We start from the raw sequence: 19003 nt of genomic DNA, 5'->3' as shown, positions 1-19003 counted from the left end.
TCGAGGGATGAGGTACAGATGGCTAAGAAACCAGGACAAGATTTTAGTAGTGCAAAGAATGGCTTAAACGAACTTAAGTCTAGACTTTTATTCGTGATAGGCGCACTTTTAGTGTTCCGCGCCGGCTCTTTTGTGCCGATCCCTGGTATTGACGCAGCTGTACTTGCCGATTTGTTCGAACAGCAAAAAGGTACCATCGTAGAAATGTTTAACATGTTCTCCGGTGGTGCATTAGAGCGTGCATCTATTTTAGCACTGGGCATCATGCCGTATATTTCGGCGTCGATTGTTGTCCAGTTGCTAACGGTAGTTCATCCAGCGTTAGCCGAACTCAAGAAAGAGGGTGAGGCAGGGCGTCGTAAGATTAGCCAATATACGCGTTATGGTACGCTTGTACTTGCAACATTCCAGGCAATAGGTATCGCAACTGGCCTTCCAAATATGGTCAATAATCTGGTCGTTATCGACCAAACCATGTTTACGCTAATTGCAACCGTAAGTTTAGTAACTGGTACCATGTTCCTAATGTGGTTAGGTGAACAAATTACAGAGCGTGGAATTGGTAATGGTATTTCCATTCTAATTTTTGCAGGTATTGTTGCTGGATTGCCTTCGGCAATCGGTCAAACAATCGAGCAAGCGCGTCAAGGTGAACTGCACGTACTTCTTCTGTTGTTGATTGCTGTACTTGCTTTCGCTGTGATTTACTTTGTGGTGTTTATGGAACGTGGTCAACGTCGTATCGTCGTTAACTACGCTAAGCGCCAACAAGGCCGTAAGGTTTTCGCAGCACAAAGCACACACCTACCGTTGAAAATCAACATGGCAGGTGTTATTCCAGCAATCTTTGCTTCAAGCATTATCCTGTTCCCAGGAACACTGGCTCAGTGGTTTGGTCAGAATGGTGAGAGCAGCGCGTTCGGTTGGTTAACTGACGTGTCATTGGCTCTTAGCCCAGGTCAACCGTTGTATGTAATGCTTTATGCAGCAGCGATTATTTTCTTCTGTTTCTTCTACACGGCTCTTGTTTTCAATCCGCGTGAAACAGCAGATAACTTGAAGAAGTCAGGTGCATTCGTACCCGGCATCCGCCCAGGTGAGCAGACAGCGAAATACATCGATAAAGTAATGACTAGACTAACCCTAGCGGGTGCTCTATATATTACCTTTATCTGTCTGATTCCCGAGTTCATGATGGTCGCGTGGAACGTACGTTTCTACTTCGGCGGTACTTCACTACTTATCGTAGTGGTAGTAATTATGGACTTTATGGCACAGGTACAGACTCATCTGATGTCACAACAGTATGATTCTGTGTTGAAGAAAGCAAATCTGAAAGGTTACGGCCGTTAATTCGGCGGTAGTCTCAGATTTCATCTACGGAGTTTAGCAATGAAAGTTCGTGCTTCCGTTAAAAAAATCTGCCGTAACTGTAAAGTTATCAAGCGCAACGGTGTTGTGCGTGTTATCTGTAGCAGTGAGCCAAAGCACAAGCAGCGCCAAGGCTAATTAAGCAGAAATTTTTACTTGAAATATAAGGTATGGTCGAGTATATTCCTCGGCCTACCTTTTGCGTGCAAAAGAAGTAGCACTCCGCAGCGTATCCATAACGGGCTTTGCTGCGGCTATTCTTTTTAAGAAACACTAGGAGTGAATAATGGCCCGTATAGCAGGCATTAACATTCCTGATCAAAAACACGCTGTAATCGCACTAACTGCGATCTACGGCATTGGTAAAACTCGCTCTCAAGCTATCCTAGCTGAAGTGGGTATTGCTGAAGATGTTAAGATCAGTGAACTAACTGAAGAGCAGATCGATCAACTGCGTGATGGTGTAGCTAAGTACACTGTAGAAGGTGATCTACGTCGTGAAGTATCAATGAACATCAAGCGTCTTATGGACCTTGGCTGTTACCGTGGTCTTCGTCATCGTCGCAGTCTACCACTACGTGGACAGCGTACTAAAACCAACGCTCGCACCCGTAAGGGTCCGCGTAAGCCGATCAAGAAATAATCGGGAAGGTAGAGTACAATGGCTAAACAACCAACTCGCGCGCGTAAGCGCGTTCGCAAGCAAGTTGCAGATGGCGTTGCGCACATCCATGCTTCTTTCAATAACACAATCGTAACTATTACTGACCGTCAAGGTAACGCTCTAGCATGGGCTACTGCAGGTGGTTCAGGTTTCCGCGGTTCTCGTAAGTCTACTCCGTTCGCTGCACAGGTTGCTGCTGAGCGTTGTGCTGAAATGGCTAAAGAATACGGTCTAAAGAACTTGGAAGTTATGGTTAAGGGTCCAGGTCCAGGTCGCGAATCTACTGTTCGTGCACTGAACGCTGCTGGTTTCCGCATCACGAACATCGTTGACGCGACACCAATCCCTCATAACGGTTGTCGTCCACCTAAGAAACGTCGCGTATAACGTTTCTAGGATAATTGGAGAAGAATCATGGCAAGATATTTGGGTCCTAAGCTGAAGCTTAGCCGTCGCGAAGGTACAGACTTATTCCTTAAGTCAGGCGTACGCGCGATCGATACCAAGTGTAAAATCGATAACGCACCAGGTGTACACGGCGCTCGTCGCGGTCGTCTATCTGAGTATGGCGTTCAGCTTCGTGAGAAGCAAAAAGTTCGTCGTATCTACGGCGTTCTAGAAAAACAATTCCGTAACTACTACAAAGAAGCAGCTCGCCTTAAAGGCAACACTGGTGAAAACCTACTTCAGCTTCTTGAAGGTCGTCTAGATAACGTAGTTTACCGCATGGGCTTTGGCGCTACTCGCGCAGAAGCACGTCAGCTAGTTAGCCACAAAGCTATCCTAGTTAACGGTAAAGTTGTAAACGTTCCTTCATTCAAAGTTGCGGCTAACGACGTTGTTTCTATCCGCGAGAAGGCTAAACAGCAAGCTCGTATTAAAGCAGCTCTAGAAGTTGCTGAACAACGTGAAAAACCAACTTGGATTGAAGTAGATGCTGGCAAGATGGAAGGTACATTCAAGCGTATGCCTGAGCGTTCAGATCTATCTGCTGACATTAACGAACACTTGATCGTCGAGCTTTACTCTAAGTAAGGTTTAAACTAAAGAGAGGACACAATGCAGGGTTCTGTAACAGAATTTCTTAAGCCACGTCTTGTTGACATCGAACAAGTTAGCACGACACACGCAAAAGTAACTCTTGAGCCATTAGAGCGTGGCTTTGGTCACACTCTAGGTAATGCGCTTCGCCGTATTTTGCTTTCGTCAATGCCAGGTTGTGCAGTGACTGAAGTTGAAATCGAAGGCGTTCTGCACGAGTACAGCACTAAAGAAGGTGTACAAGAAGATATCCTTGAGATTCTTCTTAACCTGAAAGGTCTAGCTGTTCGCGTTGCTGAAGGCAAAGATGAAGTGTTTATTACACTAAACAAATCAGGCTCAGGCCCTGTTGTTGCAGGTGACATCACCCATGATGGTGATGTAGAGATCGCTAACCCAGAACACGTTATTTGTCACCTAACGGATGACAACGCTGAGATTTCTATGCGAATCAAAGTTGAACGTGGTCGTGGTTACGTTCCAGCTTCAGCTCGTATCCATACTGAAGAAGATGAGCGTCCAATCGGTCGTTTGCTAGTTGACGCAACTTACAGCCCAGTAGACAAAATTGCCTACGCTGTAGAAGCGGCACGTGTTGAGCAACGTACTGACCTAGACAAGCTCGTTATCGATATGGAAACGAACGGTACTCTAGAACCTGAGGAAGCTATCCGTCGCGCAGCTACTATTCTAGCTGAGCAATTGGATGCGTTCGTAGATCTTCGTGATGTACGTGTTCCTGAGGAGAAGGAAGAGAAGCCGGAGTTCGATCCTATTCTACTGCGTCCTGTAGACGATCTTGAACTAACAGTTCGCTCTGCTAACTGTCTAAAAGCAGAAGCGATTCACTACATCGGTGATCTTGTACAGCGTACTGAGGTTGAGCTACTTAAAACGCCAAACCTTGGTAAAAAATCTCTTACTGAGATTAAAGACGTACTTGCATCACGTGGTCTGTCTCTGGGCATGCGCCTAGAAAACTGGCCACCAGCGTCTATCGCTGAAGATTAATCGATACTAGTTAGAAGGATTAGGTCATGCGCCATCGTAAGAGTGGTCGTCAACTCAACCGCAACAGCAGCCATCGCAAAGCGATGTTCAGCAATATGGCTAGCTCTCTTGTACGTCATGAAGTAATCAAGACTACATTGCCTAAAGCAAAAGAGCTACGTCGCGTAGTTGAGCCTTTGATTACACTAGCTAAGACTGACAGTGTTGCTAACCGTCGTCTAGCATTTGCACGTACTCGTGATAACGAAGTAGTTGCGAAACTATTCAACGAACTAGGTCCACGTTTTGCTGCTCGTCAGGGCGGTTACACTCGTATCCTAAAAGCTGGCTTCCGTGCTGGCGATAAAGCTCCAATGGCTTACATTGAGCTAGTTGATCGCCCAGAAGCATCTGAAGAAGCTGCTGCTGAGTAATCAGTAAAGTTCGTAGAACTAAAAAAGCCGAGCATTTATGCTCGGCTTTTTGCTATCTGAAATTCGTGTTCTTAATCTTCGATGACGGCTGTGATTCCTTTTACTGCCACAAGGAAGTCAGAGAATCCATCAGGCCAGAGCTCGCCCCCTGCGACCCAAGATAATCCAACACAATTGGCGCGAACTCTGAAATCATTGAAGGATCGAGACCCACTGATGAGAATGCGCTCTTAACACTGTCCATATCCTGTATTGAAGATAATAGACCGCTACTCGTCAGCGAATCCATGCCAGGAATAAGTGAGCCGAGTTCACTCTGCTGCTCAGAACCTAATGAGCTTTGCGCAAGTGATAGCAGTGCACCAACACCTGTTGTCGCTTGTTCCGGCGAGATAGATAGGTCGTTTACCAGGTCATTAACGACTGGTGAGTCTTTCGCTTCCATCATAGAGTTTGCACTAGAGAGTAAGCTGTTTGCGTCGTCTGCGGATACACCAGAGAGGTTAAGTGCAGCGTGGGTAGGAACTGAAATTAATAGTGCCGTAGAAAGGGCTAGAAATGTTCTCATGATACCGTCCATTTTATTGTCTACCCGTTAAGATTAGACAATAAAAAAGCAGTGACGAGTCACTGCTTTTAAAAATAGCGTATCAGAGCTGAGATTAAGCGATGATGTCTAGTAGCTCAACTTCGAATACTAGTGCTGCAAACGGAGGAATCGCTGCGCCTGCGCCACGCTCACCGTATGCTAGGTCTTGAGGGATGTATAGTTTCCACTTAGAACCTACAGGCATTAGTTGAAGTGCTTCAACCCAACCTTTAATCACGCCAGTTACAGGGAACTCAGCTGGTTGACCGCGAGATACAGAGCTGTCGAATACAGTACCGTCTGTTAGTTCACCGTGGTAGTGAACACGTACAGTTTTGTCTGCAGATGGGATTTCGCCAGTACCTTCAGTGATGACTTCGTATTGAAGACCAGACTCAAGAACCGTTACTTCTGGGCGAAGTGCGTTGTCTTTTAGGAACGCTTCACCGTCAGCAGCTGCTGCTTTTGCTGCTTCTTGACGAACTGCTTCTGCGCGAGTGTGTAGCTCTTGCAGTGCGTTGTTGATTTCGTCGATTTCGATTTCTGGCATGTCACCAGTAAGTGCAGTTGCAATGCCTTTAGCGATTGCGTCTACGTTCAGACCTTCAAGGCCGCTACCTGCAAGCTGTTGGCCCATTTGCAGACCAATACCATAGCTTGCTTTCTGTTCTACAGTTTCTAATTTCACGTCAGACATGACGGTCTCTCTTGCTATTCGAATGAAGACGAAAGAATACCAGTTCTGGCTACAAACCGAAACGCTCTAACTAACTTTTACCAATTAATTCGCATTCGTTGTTAAACTTGTGACATTAGGCGGTTATAAAATAGGACACCTGCGATTTTTCTATACTCTGAACGCAGGTTTTCTTAAACTGAGACGGTTGTGTAGTAGGAGACAAATGGGAATGAATCGTCGTCACCGTAAAAAGCAAAAAGTTGACCACGTTCAAGTGCTGAAAGATAAGTGGCAAGCGCTCGACTTCTCTCGCCTTAAGAAGATTGATACCTCTCGACTGTCCGAAATTCGAGATAAGGCAAAAGGACTTTGGACTCAATTACCGCGCCTGCACCGAAGGATTTTGAGCGTCCTCGTCCCAATTGTCATCGTGCTTTTGTTTCTGCCGAGTCAAAAAGCAGACACACCTCAGATAACGCCAGCAAATCAGCGTGTCGCAGTGAGCGTCAATACCGCCTCGCTAAGTGAACAACCTTCCCAAGCCAACGTCGAAGAGTTAGTGGAGACGGATTGGAGAGAGTACACCGTTAAAAAGGGTGATACGCTAGCACGCGTCTTTCGAACTAATCAGCTACCTATGGCGGATTTAAACGCCCTTGCCCGCATAGAAGGCAGTGACAAACCACTCAGCCGGATTAAGCAAGGTCAGTTGATACGCTTTAAGTTCAACCAAGAGGGAAGCCTAGATATTTTGCAGATAGAGCGGGGCGATCAGTCGATCATGTTTTTCCGCCTCTCTGATGGAGGCTTTGGCCGCAGTAAATAGAATGGATGCAAAAGGGGCGAATTCGCCCCTTTATTATTTCAATAACCTCATATCTATATGAGGGATGTCATCTTCTAGATACTCTTCTGAGCAGACACTGAAGCCATGTTTGGAATAGTAGTCCTGCAGGTGTGACTGTGCGCCAATCTGGATGCTCTCATTCGGCCACAGGCGTTCACACTCGCGTTTCGCTTCAACCAGTAAGTCATGCCCTAATCCGCCACCTCGATGGGTCTGTTTGGTTGCTACGCGCCCTATGCTGACTTGGTCGTAAGTCGTTCCTTTGGGTAGCAAGCGGGCACAAGCTATCAGTTCATTGTCTTCATAACCCAGTAAGTGATGTACACCTTCTATTTGGTCTTTGTTATCCAGCTCTGGATAAGGACAGGTTTGCTCAACCACAAATACGTCGACACGCAGTTTGAGCAACTCATACAGTTCTATGGTAGTGAGCTCAGAGAAAGTTTTAGTCTTCCAGATTGTCATGATTCATTTCTCTTTTTAACGGTCTAAAGCGAACATTTATTTATAGCTGTAGACTAAACCGAGTCCAATAAAAAAGCCACGCATACAGCGTGGCTAGTTTCTCTTAGATTTCGGTTACTTCTTCAAGTCGATTTGGTATACCGCAAAGCCCACGTCATCGGTCGCGACCTTCTTCATTGGGTATTGACCCTTGTCGTTGATGAATTGTGCCGCTTTGTCTGATGGTGAGGTTTCAAATCGAACATCTAGCGCGACGTCTGTCGTAATTGGTGCAAACGACCAGTTGTTGTCTGCACTTGGCGTTACTTCACCTTTCTCTTTGCTCACTTTGGAGATGTAGTTCGCTACGATAGAACGGTTTTCATCTGGAGAGTCAAAAGCGATAAAGTCGCTACCTGTACCAGGGAACTTGTTGCTGTAAGCACGGTAGTTGTTTGTCGCAATAATAAAGGTTTGCTTCATATCAATAGGCTTACCTTGATAGGTCAGGCCGACGATACGCTCGCTGTTCTCGTTTAGTAGTTTACAGTCGCCGTCATAGCGTGCTGGTTGTGTGACATCGATTTGGTATTCAACACCATCCATGACGTCGAAGTTATAGGTACGGAAACCATCCCAGTCGATCAGTGCCTGAGGCTTATCTGAGTTCGCATCGACTTGTTTAAACTGTCCTGCCGAGCACTCTAGCCACTCTTTTACTTCTTTACCCGTGACTTTCAGTGCTACAAGCGTGTTCGGGTACAGATACAAGTCCGCCGCGTTACGGAATGTTAGCTGACCTGATTCAACCTCGGTAAAGTTTGCAGGGTCGTTTTTACGACCGCCCGCTTTAAAAGGTGCGGCAGCAGAAAGAACAGGTAGACCATCAAGATCTGGATCGCCTTGAATCATAGTTTCAACGTAGTCTTTCTGTGCAAGGTTTACGATTTGAACGGTAGGGTCGTCCTGAACAAGTGCCAAGAAGCTGTACATGACGTCGTTAGCTTTGCCGATAGGTTGGTTCACGAAGTCACGCGTCGCACTGTGATCGCCCTTCACTGCATCTACGATGCCTTTGTCTGCTTCCGCGAGAGATTTCTTGTTAACAGCATCGAAAATAGGGCGAGCCTCTGTTTGCGCATTAGCGACTTTCCAGCTGTCGCCATCTTGTTCTAGTACCAGATCCATGACACCGACGTGGCTGCCCCAGCGGCCTGGCATCACAGCGGCTACGCCATTGATGGTGCCTTTTTCGTTATCGACGCCTTGGATGTTATCAAATCCTTTACCCGGGAAGACGGCGTGAGAGTGACCAAATGCGATTGCGTCGATCCCCTCAACTTCAGACAAGTAATATGTTGAGTTTTCAGCACCTGCTTTGTATGGATCGCTAGAGACACCAGAGTGTGGGATCGCGACGATAATATCCGCACCTTCTTTTTTCATCTGAGGAACGAGCTTCTCAGCCGTTTCTTTGATGTCTTCTGCAAACACTTTACCCTCTAGGTTCTTTTTATCCCAGACCATGATTTGAGGTGGTACAAAGCCAATGTAACCGACTTTAACGTCGTGCATGTTTCCGTCGGTATCTTTAAATGTGTGAGTCTTGATTAGGTAAGGCTTGAAATAGTGCTCTCCCGTTTTTTTGTCAAAAACGTTAGCGCTAATGTACGGAAAGTTTGCTCCCTCAATTGTGGTGTTGAGGAACTCGAGTCCATAGTTGAACTCGTGGTTACCAATATTACCAACATCATAATCCAGTTGGTTCATTGCCTTATAAACTGGATGGATCTCGCCAGGCTTGATGCCTTTCGATGCCATATAGTCGCCCATAGGGCTACCCTGAATGAGGTCACCGTTATCGACTAAAACACTGTTGATGACTTCGCCACGAGCTTCTTTAACCAAAGTAGCAGCACGAGTCAGACCGATTTTTTGAGACGGTTTATCTTTGTAGTAGTCATAGTCCATGACGTTAGTATGAATATCGGTTGTTTCGATAATTCGAAGTTTGATCTCGTCTGCCATCGCTGGGCCTGCCATCGCAAGCATGCCGCCTAGAACAGCGATAGAAATAGGTTTGACTGCCACTTTCATCTTCATATCCTTCACATTAGAGGGTGATTCAAAAACTTGCCAAGTGTATCAATTTGTTATGTAAGAAATGTTTCTAGCAACGTAAAAATGTGATCTGTGATTAATGCCTGTTGAGGTTCTGATAGGCGTATCCCAGCTTTATCTTTAAGACTAGAATCGATTCAGGTTTTAGATATCAAATGCGTTCAAATTTTGAACTCAATCGCTAAGAAAATGATTCCTTTAGTGACTTTTGGAATAAAAAATGAAATTTTAGAATTTCAAGTAATATAGGCGAGTGGTCATAATGCCATCATTCGATAAGCGAAGGATTGTCATTATGAACCCAACTACAACTAACCAGCCGGGCAAGGTAGCCACTCCAACGCTGGTTAGCAGCCAAGATAAGCCGAAGCTCCCTAAGTCTCAGCTCAGCAAAGGTGAGGTAGCCCTTATTGGTGCAGGGCCCGGTGATCCTGAACTTCTCACTCTTAAAGCCTTAAACCTACTACAGCAAGCCGATGTTGTACTTTACGACTACCTTGTGTCTGAAGAAATCATGGCTCTCGTTCCGGACAGCACCATTTTGGTCTGTGTTGGCAAGCGAGCAGGTCACCACAGCGTGCCTCAAGAAAAAACCAATCAGCTTCTTGTGGAGTTTGCCGAGAGCGGTCACAAGGTCGTGCGCATCAAAGGCGGCGATCCATTTGTGTTTGGTCGTGGTGGCGAAGAACTGCAGGTATTAGCTGAAGCTGGTATCCGGTTCCAAGTCGTCCCTGGTATTACCGCGGCAGCGGGTGCAACAGCATACGCAGGCATACCTCTAACTCACCGTGATTACGCGCAGTCGGCGCTGTTTGTCACCGGTCACCTTAAGCCTGATAGCGACGATATGGATTGGTCAACGCTGGCTCGTGGCAACCAGACCTTAGTTATCTATATGGGGTTGATGAAATCAGAATACATTCAATCTCAGCTAATTAAGCATGGTCGCAGTCAAAATGTGCCTGTCGCGATTATCGAGCGTGGGACACAAGCAACCCAAAAGGTGCTTCGCGGCACACTTGCAACATTACCTGACATGGCAAAAGAGGCTCAATCACCATCGCTCATTGTGGTTGGTGAGGTGGTGTCTTTGGCCGATGAACTCTCTTGGTTTGGTAAAGGAAGTGCAACACCAAGCCAAGTTGAAGCATTACAAAGTATTAGGGCTTAAACCAAAGCGTAAAGCCTGTTTTCATTCTAAATCAGTCGTGTGTTGGCCAAGTCACGTCAACATGAACAAAGGAAGCACAACTCATGGACCAAGAAAGACTCACACACCTTAAACAGCTGGAAGCGGAAAGCATCCACATTATCCGCGAGGTCGCGGCGGAATTTGATAATCCCGTCATGATGTACTCCATCGGTAAAGACTCTTCGGTGATGCTGCACCTAGCGCGTAAGGCGTTTTATCCAGGCAAAATCCCGTTCCCACTGCTGCACGTCGATACAGACTGGAAGTTCAAAGAGATGATTGAATTTCGCGACCGTACAGCAAAGAACTACGGATTCGAGCTTTTGGTGCACAAGAACCCAGAAGGTTTAGCTATGGGATGTAGCCCATTTGTGCACGGTTCATCGAAACACACTGACATTATGAAGACCCAAGGTCTCAAGCAGGCGCTCAACAAATATGGTTTTGATGCTGCATTTGGTGGTGCACGTCGTGATGAAGAGAAATCTCGTGCCAAAGAGCGTGTTTACTCATTCCGCGACAAAAACCATACATGGGATCCAAAGAACCAGCGTCCAGAGCTTTGGAAAACCTATAACGGTCAAATTAACAAGGGTGAGAGCATTCGTGTCTTCCCTCTTTCTAACTGGACTGAGCTCGATATCTGGCAATACATCCTGCTAGAAGGCATTGAAATCGTTCCACTATACCTTGCGGCGCCTCGCCCTGTAGTAGAGCGCGATGGCATGTTGATCATGGTGGATGACGATCGCATGGAGATTGGCCCGGATGAAACGGTTGAACATAAGAGCGTGCGCTTTAGAACACTCGGCTGTTATCCATTAACCGGTGCTATCGAATCGGAAGCCACCACGCTCACGGGAATTATCGAAGAAATGCTCGTTGCAACGTCTAGTGAGCGACAAGGACGAGCGATCGACCACGATCAGTCAGGATCGATGGAGCTTAAGAAACGTCAAGGATACTTTTAAGGATCGAAGGAACAGATTATGAACAGCGCAGTAGAAGCACAACTTGCCGAACTCGGTATTGAAGGTTACCTGAGTCAGCACCAGTACAAATCGTTACTCCGATTCCTAACGTGTGGCTCAGTGGATGATGGCAAAAGTACCTTAATTGGACGCTTGCTCCACGACTCAAAGCAAATTTATGAAGATCAGCTAGCGGCCGTACACTCTGACAGCCAACGTGTGGGTACCACAGGTGAAAAGCCAGACTTGGCATTGCTGGTAGATGGCTTGCAGGCAGAGCGTGAACAAGGAATCACGATTGACGTAGCATACCGTTACTTCTCGACCCAGAAACGTAAGTTCATCATTGCCGATACACCAGGGCACGAGCAGTACACGCGTAACATGGCTACAGGTGCATCGACCTGTGATCTCGCGGTGATCTTGATTGATGCACGTAAAGGTGTACTCGACCAAACTCGTCGTCACTCGTTTATTTCCAGCCTGCTTGGTCTTAAACACTTTATCGTGGCCGTAAACAAAATGGACTTGGTTGATTATTCACAGCAGCGCTATGAAGAAATTCGAGATGAATACCTAACATTCTCAGAAAACCTAGGTAAAGACATCGACATTCAAATGATCCCGATCTCTGCGCTTGAGGGCGACAATGTGGTGGATCTGAGTGACAAGATGAGCTGGTACCAAGGTGAACCTTTGCTCGACTTGCTTGAGAAAGTCGATATCGACCAAGGCAAACAGCAAGGCGAATTCCGTTTCCCTGTGCAGTACGTCAACCGTCCAAATCTGGATTTCCGTGGTTTTGCCGGCACGATTGGCTCTGGTGAGATCCGTGTTGGTGATGAAATCAAGGCGCTACCTTCAGGCAAAACCTCCAAGGTAGAACGCATTGTGACGTTCGATGGTGACTTGCCTCGTGCATTCGCCGGTCAAGCTGTGACACTAACGCTGACGGATGAGATTGATATCAGCCGTGGCGATCTCATTGTTAAGCAAGAGTCGCGAGTCGCATCATCGAATCGCTTGCTTGCCGATGTGGTTTGGATGACAGATGAACCGCTAGCTGCTGGTCGCAGTTATGACATCAAGATTGCTGGTAAGAAAACCCAAGGACAACTAGACGCGATTCGTCATCAGTACGATATCAACTCGCTCAAGTCCTTTGAGTCAGAGTCATTGCCACTGAACGGTATTGGTTTATGTGAGTGGTCACTTACTGAAGCAGTAGCGGTGGATAGCTATGACTCGGTTCAAGATACGGGCGGCTTTATCGTGATTGACCGTTTGACCAATGTGACGGTCGGTGCAGGTTTGGTTCGTGAAGCTCTGGCTGAAGAGCAGCGTTCACCACAAGAGCGCATGGGAGCATTCGAGAAAGAACTGAAAGCGCTCATCATGAAGCACTTCCCAGAGTGGGACGCAAAAATATAACCGCAACAAAGAAAGGGCTCGAGTGTTCAACTGAGCCCTACTATACAACGCAGCGACGCAGTGAATAAGGAACGAGGTCATGTGGGAACAAGGAGTGGTGCTAGCTTTGCTGATGTCTATCATCACGTGCCTGATAGCAACCCAGATTAAACCGAGCCTTATTTTTGCGGGTGCTGCGTTTTTGGCGTTTATTGCTGGGATGATAGACATCAATGCAGTTGCCAGTAACTTTACTAATTCATCGCTATTGACCTTGGTGCTACTGATCCTGTCGTCGGCAGCCTTGGAGAAAACGCGCCTTATTAGTTGGGTTAGCCGCTCGATTGCCACGGGGCGTTTGGGGGCGGTGGTCGCGAAACTCGGCATATCAACCGCACTACTTTCTTCGTTCACCAATAATACGGCTGTTGTGGTCTCACTTATTGGTGCGATAAAACGTAATCAACGTCACGCACCTTCGAAGCTGCTGATTCCACTCTCTTATGCAGCAATTTTAGGCGGCACTCTAACCTTAATTGGTACCTCGACCAATCTGATTATCAACAGCTTTGTTGAAGACGTGGGGTTGCCAAGCCTTGGATTCTTCGAACCTACTTGGATTGGTTTGAGTGTGCTTGTCGGTGGCGTTTTGGTGCTTATTCCACTGAGCTACCTATTGCCAAATTATGATGATACTAACCAAGATGATTTACCCTACTTCTTGGAAGCGAGAGTTGAACCTGGTTCGCCGCTAGTTGGGCGCAGTATCGCTGAAAATAACCTAAGAGCGCTGCGTAAGCTGTTCTTAGCAGAAGTGGTACGAGGCGGCGAGACGCTGGCGTCAGTCGGACCTGATTTTGTCCTTGAGGCGAAAGACCGACTGCTGTTTTGTGGTGATGTAGAAAGCGTTGCGACTCTGCAAGAAATCACCGGTTTAACCTTCTTTGGCCAGCATCACCTAAATGGTCAAAACTTACTGGAAGTCGTCGTTAGCTCATCTGCGACGTTTTGTAATACCACGCTAAAGTCGAGTCAATTTCGTGATCGTTTTGACGCGGTCGTCGTTGCGGTTCGCCGTGGACATGAACGTCTTGAAGGCGGATTAGGCAATATCATTTTGCAAGCGGGCGATACGCTTGTGTTGGCACCGGGTAAGCGTTTTGAATCGCTTCGCCGCCAACATCGCAAAGAATTTGTCTTGGTCAATGACCTAGATTCGAGCGCTAAACTCGACCTCGCCAAATCCAGCTATGTTTTACTTGGGTTTGTCGCTGTGATTGCGTTAGCACTTACTAACGTGTTACCCATCATCAAAGGTTTGGCCCTGTACCTCATTGCCGTTTTGGCGTTTGGTATTGTGAATCTTGGCGAGCTTCGCCGCCGTTTTCCTACGGATATCGTGGTGATTGTTGGCTCTGCACTTTCTATTGCGCAGCTGATGATTTCGACCGGTCTCTCAGAGCGTATGGGGGATATGTTCATCGAGATGTTCAACGGTTGGGGAGTATTTGGAGCGTTAGTGGCTACTTACTTAGTGACGCTTTTACTGACTGAGCTGGTGACTAATAATGCGGCTGCCGCACTCGCTTTTCCGATTGGATACAGTATGTCTGTCGCCTATGGCGTCGATCCTATGCCTTTTATCATGGCGGTGTTGTTTGGCGCGAGCGCGAGCTTTGTTTCCCCTTATGGGTATCAAACCAACCTATTGGTGTATAGCGTTGGAAACTATCAACTTAAAGATTACATGCGGATTGGCATTCCCATCTCTATCGTTTACTCGGTACTGGTGTTGACCTTGATCCCATACTTTTTTCCCTTTTAACGGCGTTACCTAAGGACGAGTTATGTCGAATACTGTACAAGCCTCTGAGACTATCGAAAAAGATGAGAATGTCATTTGGCACCAACATGTGGTCACCAAATCAGAGCGCGCCGATCTTAAAAAACAAAAGCCTGTGGTACTTTGGTTTACTGGTTTATCTGGGGCGGGTAAATCGACGGTAGCGGGCGCGTTAGAAACTGAACTGGCCAGCCGTGGCTATCACACCTACTTGTTAGATGGTGACAACGTGCGACACGGTCTGTGTCGTGATTTAGGCTTCTCTGAGCAAGATCGCCGAGAGAATATTCGCCGAGTAGGCGAGTTAGCTAAGCTGATGGCTGACGCGGGTCTTATTGTTCTATCTGCTTTCATCTCACCACATCGCGCCGAACGTGCGTTGGTGCGTGAGCTGCTGCCTGAGGGCGAGTTTATGGAAGTGTTTGTGGATGCCAGCCTTGAGGTGTGTGAGTCTCGAGATCCAAAGGGTCTATACAAAAAAGCACGTGCCGGTGAAATCCCTAACTTCACGGGTATTGACTCCGAATACGAAGCGCCGCTTAAGGCTGAGATCCATCTTAAAGCCGGCGATCACGCTGTCGCTGAGCTGGTGGAACAATGTCTATCGATATTAGCGGCTAATCAGGTGATTCGTTAAACCCTTATCGTGGCTAGACCTTGTGATGGAATGAGGTTGGCACGTCTCCTTTAACCACAAACTTTCGATTGAGCAGCTCTATGAGCTGCTCTTGATATTGGGCGTTAGAGCGATGACCGAGCAATTGGCACAGCTCGTTGCCTGTTGGCGTGAAGCGGTAGTAGGTTAGTGTAATGCCTTTCCCTTTCGCTGTAAGCATCATGTCATGACCCTGATAGCCGAGCTTTAAAGGGGCTTCTCTGGCTATTTCTCCCGATTCCAATTCTGTCGCCAATAACACGCCAAGCTCCACCAACAGCAAGATGCTAGAGTAGGGGAGCTGATATTCCCCAAGGCTTAACTCATCAACGCTCTCGCAGCGAGAAAAGCTGAACAAGCCCGTTTGATGCTTGATACCAAGTAGCAGCTTACGACTCGTATCGGTGCCAAAACTGCACGCTAGGGAAGCGGCGCGCTGTAGCGTTTGCGCCTCTTTGGGCGTCATATCTCTGAGTGTTTTCAGTGCCTTCATCGAGGTGGCGCCAGGATTGGTGATCTCTCGCTTAAGTACCTGCGCCCAAAGCTTTTGCATCGATGAGTTATGGATCTCTTTCGCCATATCAAAATACCGCACCAGCCAGTCAAAATCAGGCTCGCCAGCGACTTCATTCTTGCACGCCGCCATCGCGGCTTTGATGATCTGCTCTAGGTTTTTTTGGCGCTGTTCTTTACCTTGCTTCTCGCGCAGCATTGCTCTTTCAAACAAGGATTGGCTTGGGGTTTCTTCTCGTATGAGCGCATCTAAATAATGAGATTCAGCGATGGCTCTGAGGCGACTGGCGCTGTCTTTCATATGGTGGGCTTTTTTTTGTCCCTGTTCATTGGATGAATTGGGTTCTTGGCTAGCTAGCTTGCTCTCAACAGGGTGATGACTCATTACCGGCACTCAGTACAAAGCGAAAACGAAGGATTATTGTGCAATAGAGTTTCAATTTAGCGGGAATCTTCTGCAAAAACCAGAGTAATTTGTGTGAGCTGATGTCCGCTTTTGGTGTGACTCAAAGCGTGTTGTAAAAAAGTCTGGGATAAATGATAAAACTTTGTTAAATTCTAGGTTGAGAATGAAGGAGGACGTTATGAGGCACTCTGGAGAAAATAGAGCGAAAAAACACGTCTCAATCGCGTTATTGCTGTGTGTTTATATCGGGGTGCTAGGCTATCTCTCGACGCTTATCGGCTAACACAGCCTAGCAACCTTTCGTAAATCATTACCTAACAGGATTTGTGGAGACGAGTATCCGTTACTCGTCTCCGTCATAATACCCATCATCGTAATCTTCAATATCAACCCCTTCGATTAGGTAGCCCGTTTGCGCGAGCTCAGAATCGATAGTTTCGGTCTTCAATGTTCCGACAACGTAGATAACATCCCATAGACGGTGTACAGGCGCACCCTCTTTAAACTTCACGTAGATGATCTGGTTAGGTGGTGGAGGCGGCACGTGAATACAAGCACCAAAGTAAGGCACCAATAGAAATTCGGTGACTGAGTCTTCATCACCTTCTAGCGGAATGACAAACCCAGGTATTTTCACCTGACTACCGTTAAGCTCTTGGCGGACCGTACCAACTTTAGATTGCTCCATGACGCCGCCCGAGTGATCGATCGCCGGCATGCCCATAGCATCAAACTGGTTTCGCTCACTTTCTGGAATCAAATCTATCCAGTCGAGTGTCAATACATCAGACTCTTCTTGGGCCATTGCTAGCTGAGGCACCAACACCATCAGCGAAAGCACTAGACCACAGAACAGGTTTTTAACTGTTTTCATTCAAATCTCACTAAATTCGGATTGTCATCCCATCGCTCAACGACTGTCGGTAGGCTCGTAGCGCTGGGAAGAAACCTATAATAACCCCAGCGAGCTGCACAAATCCAAGCAACATCCATTCATGCGACGTAATGCCAGATAACGCTATGTTGATGCCATAATTTGCCGTGATGATGGGCGCGGCAATCGCAAGCATCGCATACATGCCACCAATTCCGCAAACGATGCCGATACTGGTGAGCACGGTGGCTTCGCTGACTAGTAGGGTAAAGACATGTCGCGGTCTTGCGCCCATTGCACGTAAAATAGCCATCTCACGGCGACGCTCTTGCAAGCTAGTCAACAGGCTAGAGAGCATTCCCATGAGTCCGGCAACGACTACAAAGACCGAGACAATAAGCAGAGCGGTCTCTGCCACACTCATCATGCCCCACAACTCGTGAAGCGCAACGCCTGGTAAGATAGCACTGAGTGGCTCCTGTTTGTAGGTATTAATCTGCCTCTGAAGTGCGAAGGTTTGGATCTTGCTTTTTAAGCCAATCAACATGGCGGTGATCTGCTTAGGTTGGAAATCCATCTTTAGTAGCTGCTCTTTACTCGGCTCATTACCAAGGTTAGCCCCCGACTCCCACCCGACGTGTATCGCTTCTATTGCCTCTAGAGAAACGTGCACCGTTTTGTCCACAGGCGTGCCCGTTGGCGCGAGAATACCGACCACTTTAAAAGGCGTATTCTCATGGCGGCTAAAGCCGACATCGCTGATCCCGTGAGCAATTATGATTTCAGTACCAATCTCATAACCCAAAGATTTTGCAACATCGGAGCCAATGACGGTCTCGAATAGCCCATCAAATTCTTCGCCTTTGGCAAGAGACAGATGCTGTTTTTGACCGTATTGGTAGTGCTCGAAGTAACTATGGTTGGTCCCCATTACTCGAAAGCCTCTATGTGAGTCTCCGAGTGAAATAGGAATAGCCCAATCCACAGAGCGGTGATTACTAAACTCTTCAAAGCTCTTCCAGTCGATGTTATTGGTCGCATTGCCAATACGAAATACAGAATAGAGAAGAAGGTTCACTTGACCCGAGCGTCCACCGACAATCAAATCGGTCCCAGAGATAGTATTGGCAAAGCTGCTTTTTGCCTGAGTACGAATTCGCTCTACGCCCATCAAGAGGATCACAGAGATCGCTACCGTAAGTATGGTCAGTAGGGCGGTTGTTTTGCGGTTGAGTAGGCTTTTCCAAGCCAGCTTTAGAGTGATGCTCATAGTGGCCTCACTTGATTAATATCTTGAAGGTTCTCGGTTCTTTTAAATAAGGACTCAAGCGTTGGATCATGGCTAACAAAAATCAAGGTGGAATGCGCGGCGTTAGCCTGTTCCATCAGTAGCTCAATGAAGGCTTCTCGGTTGTCATGGTCGAGTGCGGATGTCGGTTCGTCGGCAATCAGAAACTCTGGCTGACCGATTAAGGCCCGCGCGGCGGCGACACGTTGCTGCTGACCAATACTTAATTCAATCACGGGTTTGCTGAGGAGTTTTTCAGGCAATCGTAGATGGTCGAGAATGCGTTTGGCTTCCTGGTGTAAAGAGCCGCTCACCTTATCCTTTCGCACGCTAGAAAACTCACAAGGCAGCGTGACATTATCGATGACAGAGAGGTAGGGGAGTAAGTTAAATTGCTGAAAAATATAACCAATATGGTCAGCGCGAAACTTGTCGCGCGCGCTGGCAGACAGTGTCTTGAGTGATTGATTGAGTGAGATAACATCGCCAGTCGTCGGGGTATTAATACCCGTTAGTAAGCCGAGCAATGTGGACTTACCGCAGCCACTAGGGCCTTTTAAAAATAGATGTTCACCTTGTTCTATGGTGAGCGATGGAATGTCGAGAGTTGGGGGTTGATCTGGTTGCCACTTGAAGGTGACGTCTTTGAGTTCGATTACGCTAGCCATAGT

21 protein-coding genes are annotated in these 19003 nt (G+C 47.2%); 13 read left to right on the top strand and 8 right to left on the bottom strand.

Going from position 1 to position 19003, the window contains the following annotated elements; translation table 11 throughout:
• The first annotated feature begins 18 nt into the window (after positions 1-18).
• The 7 genes from secY to rplQ all read left to right on the top strand — a co-directional run bounded on the left by secY (position 19) and on the right by rplQ (position 4500).
• Positions 19-1353, top strand: a complete 1335-nt coding sequence (gene secY, locus LY387_RS14710; protein WP_234494643.1) for a preprotein translocase subunit SecY — start codon at positions 19-21, stop codon at positions 1351-1353.
• Positions 1354-1392: 39 nt separating this feature from the next.
• Entirely contained in the window at positions 1393-1509 is a 117-nt protein-coding gene (gene rpmJ, locus LY387_RS14705; RefSeq protein ID WP_042478686.1) for a 50S ribosomal protein L36, read from the top strand.
• 148 nt (positions 1510-1657) lie between these two features.
• Positions 1658-2014, top strand: a complete 357-nt coding sequence (gene rpsM, locus LY387_RS14700; protein ID WP_005450559.1) for a 30S ribosomal protein S13 — start codon at positions 1658-1660, stop codon at positions 2012-2014.
• A gap of 18 nt (positions 2015-2032) precedes the next feature.
• On the top strand, positions 2033-2422 hold the full coding sequence (gene rpsK, locus LY387_RS14695) for a 30S ribosomal protein S11 (RefSeq protein ID WP_001118870.1): 390 nt from the start codon (positions 2033-2035) through the stop codon (positions 2420-2422).
• 27 nt (positions 2423-2449) lie between these two features.
• Positions 2450-3070 (top strand): 30S ribosomal protein S4, encoded by a 621-nt coding sequence (gene rpsD / locus LY387_RS14690; RefSeq protein ID WP_031493229.1) that lies wholly within the window; start codon positions 2450-2452, stop codon positions 3068-3070.
• Between the two features lie 24 nt (positions 3071-3094).
• Complete coding sequence (locus LY387_RS14685; RefSeq protein ID WP_042478691.1) at positions 3095-4087, top strand: DNA-directed RNA polymerase subunit alpha; 993 nt, start codon at positions 3095-3097, stop codon at positions 4085-4087.
• 26 nt (positions 4088-4113) lie between these two features.
• Positions 4114-4500, top strand: a complete 387-nt coding sequence (rplQ, locus tag LY387_RS14680; protein ID WP_031493230.1) for a 50S ribosomal protein L17 — start codon at positions 4114-4116, stop codon at positions 4498-4500.
• A gap of 100 nt (positions 4501-4600) precedes the next feature.
• Here the strand turns inward: rplQ and LY387_RS14675 are convergent, their stop codons facing one another.
• Both LY387_RS14675 and LY387_RS14670 read right to left on the bottom strand, forming a co-directional pair.
• Positions 4601-5068, bottom strand: coding sequence for a DUF2780 domain-containing protein (locus LY387_RS14675; RefSeq protein ID WP_234494642.1), 468 nt, complete (start codon positions 5066-5068; stop codon positions 4601-4603).
• Between the two features lie 94 nt (positions 5069-5162).
• The gene (locus LY387_RS14670) at positions 5163-5786 is read right to left on the bottom strand and encodes an FKBP-type peptidyl-prolyl cis-trans isomerase (protein ID WP_042478697.1); all 624 of its coding nucleotides are present in this window, start codon (positions 5784-5786) and stop codon (positions 5163-5165) included.
• A 211-nt stretch (positions 5787-5997) separates the two neighbouring features.
• On the opposite strand from LY387_RS14670, the gene LY387_RS14665 reads away from it, so the two are divergent.
• Entirely contained in the window at positions 5998-6594 is a 597-nt protein-coding gene (locus tag LY387_RS14665; protein ID WP_234496132.1) for a LysM-like peptidoglycan-binding domain-containing protein, read from the top strand.
• Between the two features lie 33 nt (positions 6595-6627).
• Here LY387_RS14665 and LY387_RS14660 read toward each other — a convergent pair whose 3' ends face one another.
• Positions 6628-7080: a GNAT family N-acetyltransferase gene (locus LY387_RS14660; RefSeq protein WP_234494641.1), complete on the bottom strand. Its 453-nt coding sequence runs from the start codon at positions 7078-7080 to the stop codon at positions 6628-6630.
• A 114-nt stretch (positions 7081-7194) separates the two neighbouring features.
• Positions 7195-9156 (bottom strand): 2',3'-cyclic-nucleotide 2'-phosphodiesterase, encoded by a 1962-nt coding sequence (cpdB, locus tag LY387_RS14655; protein ID WP_234494639.1) that lies wholly within the window; start codon positions 9154-9156, stop codon positions 7195-7197.
• Positions 9157-9442: 286 nt separating this feature from the next.
• On the opposite strand from cpdB, the gene cobA reads away from it, so the two are divergent.
• The 5 genes from cobA to cysC all read left to right on the top strand — a co-directional run bounded on the left by cobA (position 9443) and on the right by cysC (position 15233).
• The gene (cobA, locus tag LY387_RS14650; protein WP_234494638.1) at positions 9443-10351 is read left to right on the top strand and encodes a uroporphyrinogen-III C-methyltransferase; all 909 of its coding nucleotides are present in this window, start codon (positions 9443-9445) and stop codon (positions 10349-10351) included.
• An 83-nt stretch (positions 10352-10434) separates the two neighbouring features.
• A complete protein-coding gene (cysD, locus tag LY387_RS14645; RefSeq protein WP_042502781.1) occupies positions 10435-11343 on the top strand; it encodes a sulfate adenylyltransferase subunit CysD in 909 nt (302 codons plus the stop codon).
• An 18-nt stretch (positions 11344-11361) separates the two neighbouring features.
• Positions 11362-12774 carry a sulfate adenylyltransferase subunit CysN gene (gene cysN / locus LY387_RS14640; protein ID WP_234494637.1) on the top strand — a complete coding sequence of 471 codons (1413 nt, stop codon included), beginning with the start codon at positions 11362-11364 and terminating at the stop codon, positions 12772-12774.
• 79 nt (positions 12775-12853) lie between these two features.
• Positions 12854-14578, top strand: coding sequence for an SLC13 family permease (locus LY387_RS14635; RefSeq protein WP_234494636.1), 1725 nt, complete (start codon positions 12854-12856; stop codon positions 14576-14578).
• Between the two features lie 22 nt (positions 14579-14600).
• On the top strand, positions 14601-15233 hold the full coding sequence (gene cysC, locus LY387_RS14630) for an adenylyl-sulfate kinase (RefSeq protein WP_128649136.1): 633 nt from the start codon (positions 14601-14603) through the stop codon (positions 15231-15233).
• 13 nt (positions 15234-15246) lie between these two features.
• Here the strand turns inward: cysC and LY387_RS14625 are convergent, their stop codons facing one another.
• The 4 genes from LY387_RS14625 to LY387_RS14610 all read right to left on the bottom strand — a co-directional run bounded on the left by LY387_RS14625 (position 15247) and on the right by LY387_RS14610 (position 19000).
• Complete coding sequence (locus tag LY387_RS14625) at positions 15247-16149, bottom strand: TIGR03899 family protein (RefSeq protein WP_234494635.1); 903 nt, start codon at positions 16147-16149, stop codon at positions 15247-15249.
• Positions 16150-16513: 364 nt separating this feature from the next.
• Positions 16514-16999, bottom strand: a complete 486-nt coding sequence (locus LY387_RS14620; RefSeq protein WP_419153452.1) for a DUF3299 domain-containing protein — start codon at positions 16997-16999, stop codon at positions 16514-16516.
• Between the two features lie 55 nt (positions 17000-17054).
• Positions 17055-18314, bottom strand: a complete 1260-nt coding sequence (locus LY387_RS14615) for an ABC transporter permease (protein ID WP_234494633.1) — start codon at positions 18312-18314, stop codon at positions 17055-17057.
• The gene (locus LY387_RS14610; RefSeq protein WP_234494632.1) at positions 18311-19000 is read right to left on the bottom strand and encodes an ABC transporter ATP-binding protein; all 690 of its coding nucleotides are present in this window, start codon (positions 18998-19000) and stop codon (positions 18311-18313) included. Before LY387_RS14610 ends, LY387_RS14615 begins: the two co-directional genes overlap by 4 nt.
• Positions 19001-19003: the final 3 nt, after the last annotated feature.

The sequence above is a fragment of the Vibrio maritimus genome, from assembly GCF_021441885.1.
GTDB lineage: Bacteria > Pseudomonadota > Gammaproteobacteria > Enterobacterales > Vibrionaceae > Vibrio > Vibrio maritimus_B.
The sequence above is the reverse complement of the archived record's forward strand: the minus strand, read 5'-3'. Positions and strand labels throughout refer to the sequence as shown.

Bases quoted from the DNA above. Each gene is read 5' to 3' on its own strand.
- secY (WP_234494643.1), top strand. From the start codon at position 19: ATGGCTAAGAAACCAGGACAAGATTTTAGTAGTGCAAAGAATGGCTTA.
- rpmJ (WP_042478686.1), top strand. From the start codon at position 1,393: ATGAAAGTTCGTGCTTCCGTTAAAAAAATCTGCCGTAACTGTAAAGTT.
- rpsM (WP_005450559.1), top strand. From the start codon at position 1,658: ATGGCCCGTATAGCAGGCATTAACATTCCTGATCAAAAACACGCTGTA.
- rpsK (WP_001118870.1), top strand. From the start codon at position 2,033: ATGGCTAAACAACCAACTCGCGCGCGTAAGCGCGTTCGCAAGCAAGTT.
- rpsD (WP_031493229.1), top strand. From the start codon at position 2,450: ATGGCAAGATATTTGGGTCCTAAGCTGAAGCTTAGCCGTCGCGAAGGT.
- LY387_RS14685 (WP_042478691.1), top strand. From the start codon at position 3,095: ATGCAGGGTTCTGTAACAGAATTTCTTAAGCCACGTCTTGTTGACATC.
- rplQ (WP_031493230.1), top strand. From the start codon at position 4,114: ATGCGCCATCGTAAGAGTGGTCGTCAACTCAACCGCAACAGCAGCCAT.
- LY387_RS14675 (WP_234494642.1), bottom strand. From the start codon at position 5,068: ATGAGAACATTTCTAGCCCTTTCTACGGCACTATTAATTTCAGTTCCT.
- LY387_RS14670 (WP_042478697.1), bottom strand. From the start codon at position 5,786: ATGTCTGACGTGAAATTAGAAACTGTAGAACAGAAAGCAAGCTATGGT.
- LY387_RS14665 (WP_234496132.1), top strand. From the start codon at position 5,998: ATGAATCGTCGTCACCGTAAAAAGCAAAAAGTTGACCACGTTCAAGTG.
- LY387_RS14660 (WP_234494641.1), bottom strand. From the start codon at position 7,080: ATGACAATCTGGAAGACTAAAACTTTCTCTGAGCTCACTACCATAGAA.
- cpdB (WP_234494639.1), bottom strand. From the start codon at position 9,156: ATGAAAGTGGCAGTCAAACCTATTTCTATCGCTGTTCTAGGCGGCATG.
- cobA (WP_234494638.1), top strand. From the start codon at position 9,443: ATGCCATCATTCGATAAGCGAAGGATTGTCATTATGAACCCAACTACA.
- cysD (WP_042502781.1), top strand. From the start codon at position 10,435: ATGGACCAAGAAAGACTCACACACCTTAAACAGCTGGAAGCGGAAAGC.
- cysN (WP_234494637.1), top strand. From the start codon at position 11,362: ATGAACAGCGCAGTAGAAGCACAACTTGCCGAACTCGGTATTGAAGGT.
- LY387_RS14635 (WP_234494636.1), top strand. From the start codon at position 12,854: ATGTGGGAACAAGGAGTGGTGCTAGCTTTGCTGATGTCTATCATCACG.
- cysC (WP_128649136.1), top strand. From the start codon at position 14,601: ATGTCGAATACTGTACAAGCCTCTGAGACTATCGAAAAAGATGAGAAT.
- LY387_RS14625 (WP_234494635.1), bottom strand. From the start codon at position 16,149: ATGAGTCATCACCCTGTTGAGAGCAAGCTAGCTAGCCAAGAACCCAAT.
- LY387_RS14620 (WP_419153452.1), bottom strand. From the start codon at position 16,999: ATGGTGTTGGTGCCTCAGCTAGCAATGGCCCAAGAAGAGTCTGATGTA.
- LY387_RS14615 (WP_234494633.1), bottom strand. From the start codon at position 18,314: ATGAGCATCACTCTAAAGCTGGCTTGGAAAAGCCTACTCAACCGCAAA.
- LY387_RS14610 (WP_234494632.1), bottom strand. From the start codon at position 19,000: ATGGCTAGCGTAATCGAACTCAAAGACGTCACCTTCAAGTGGCAACCA.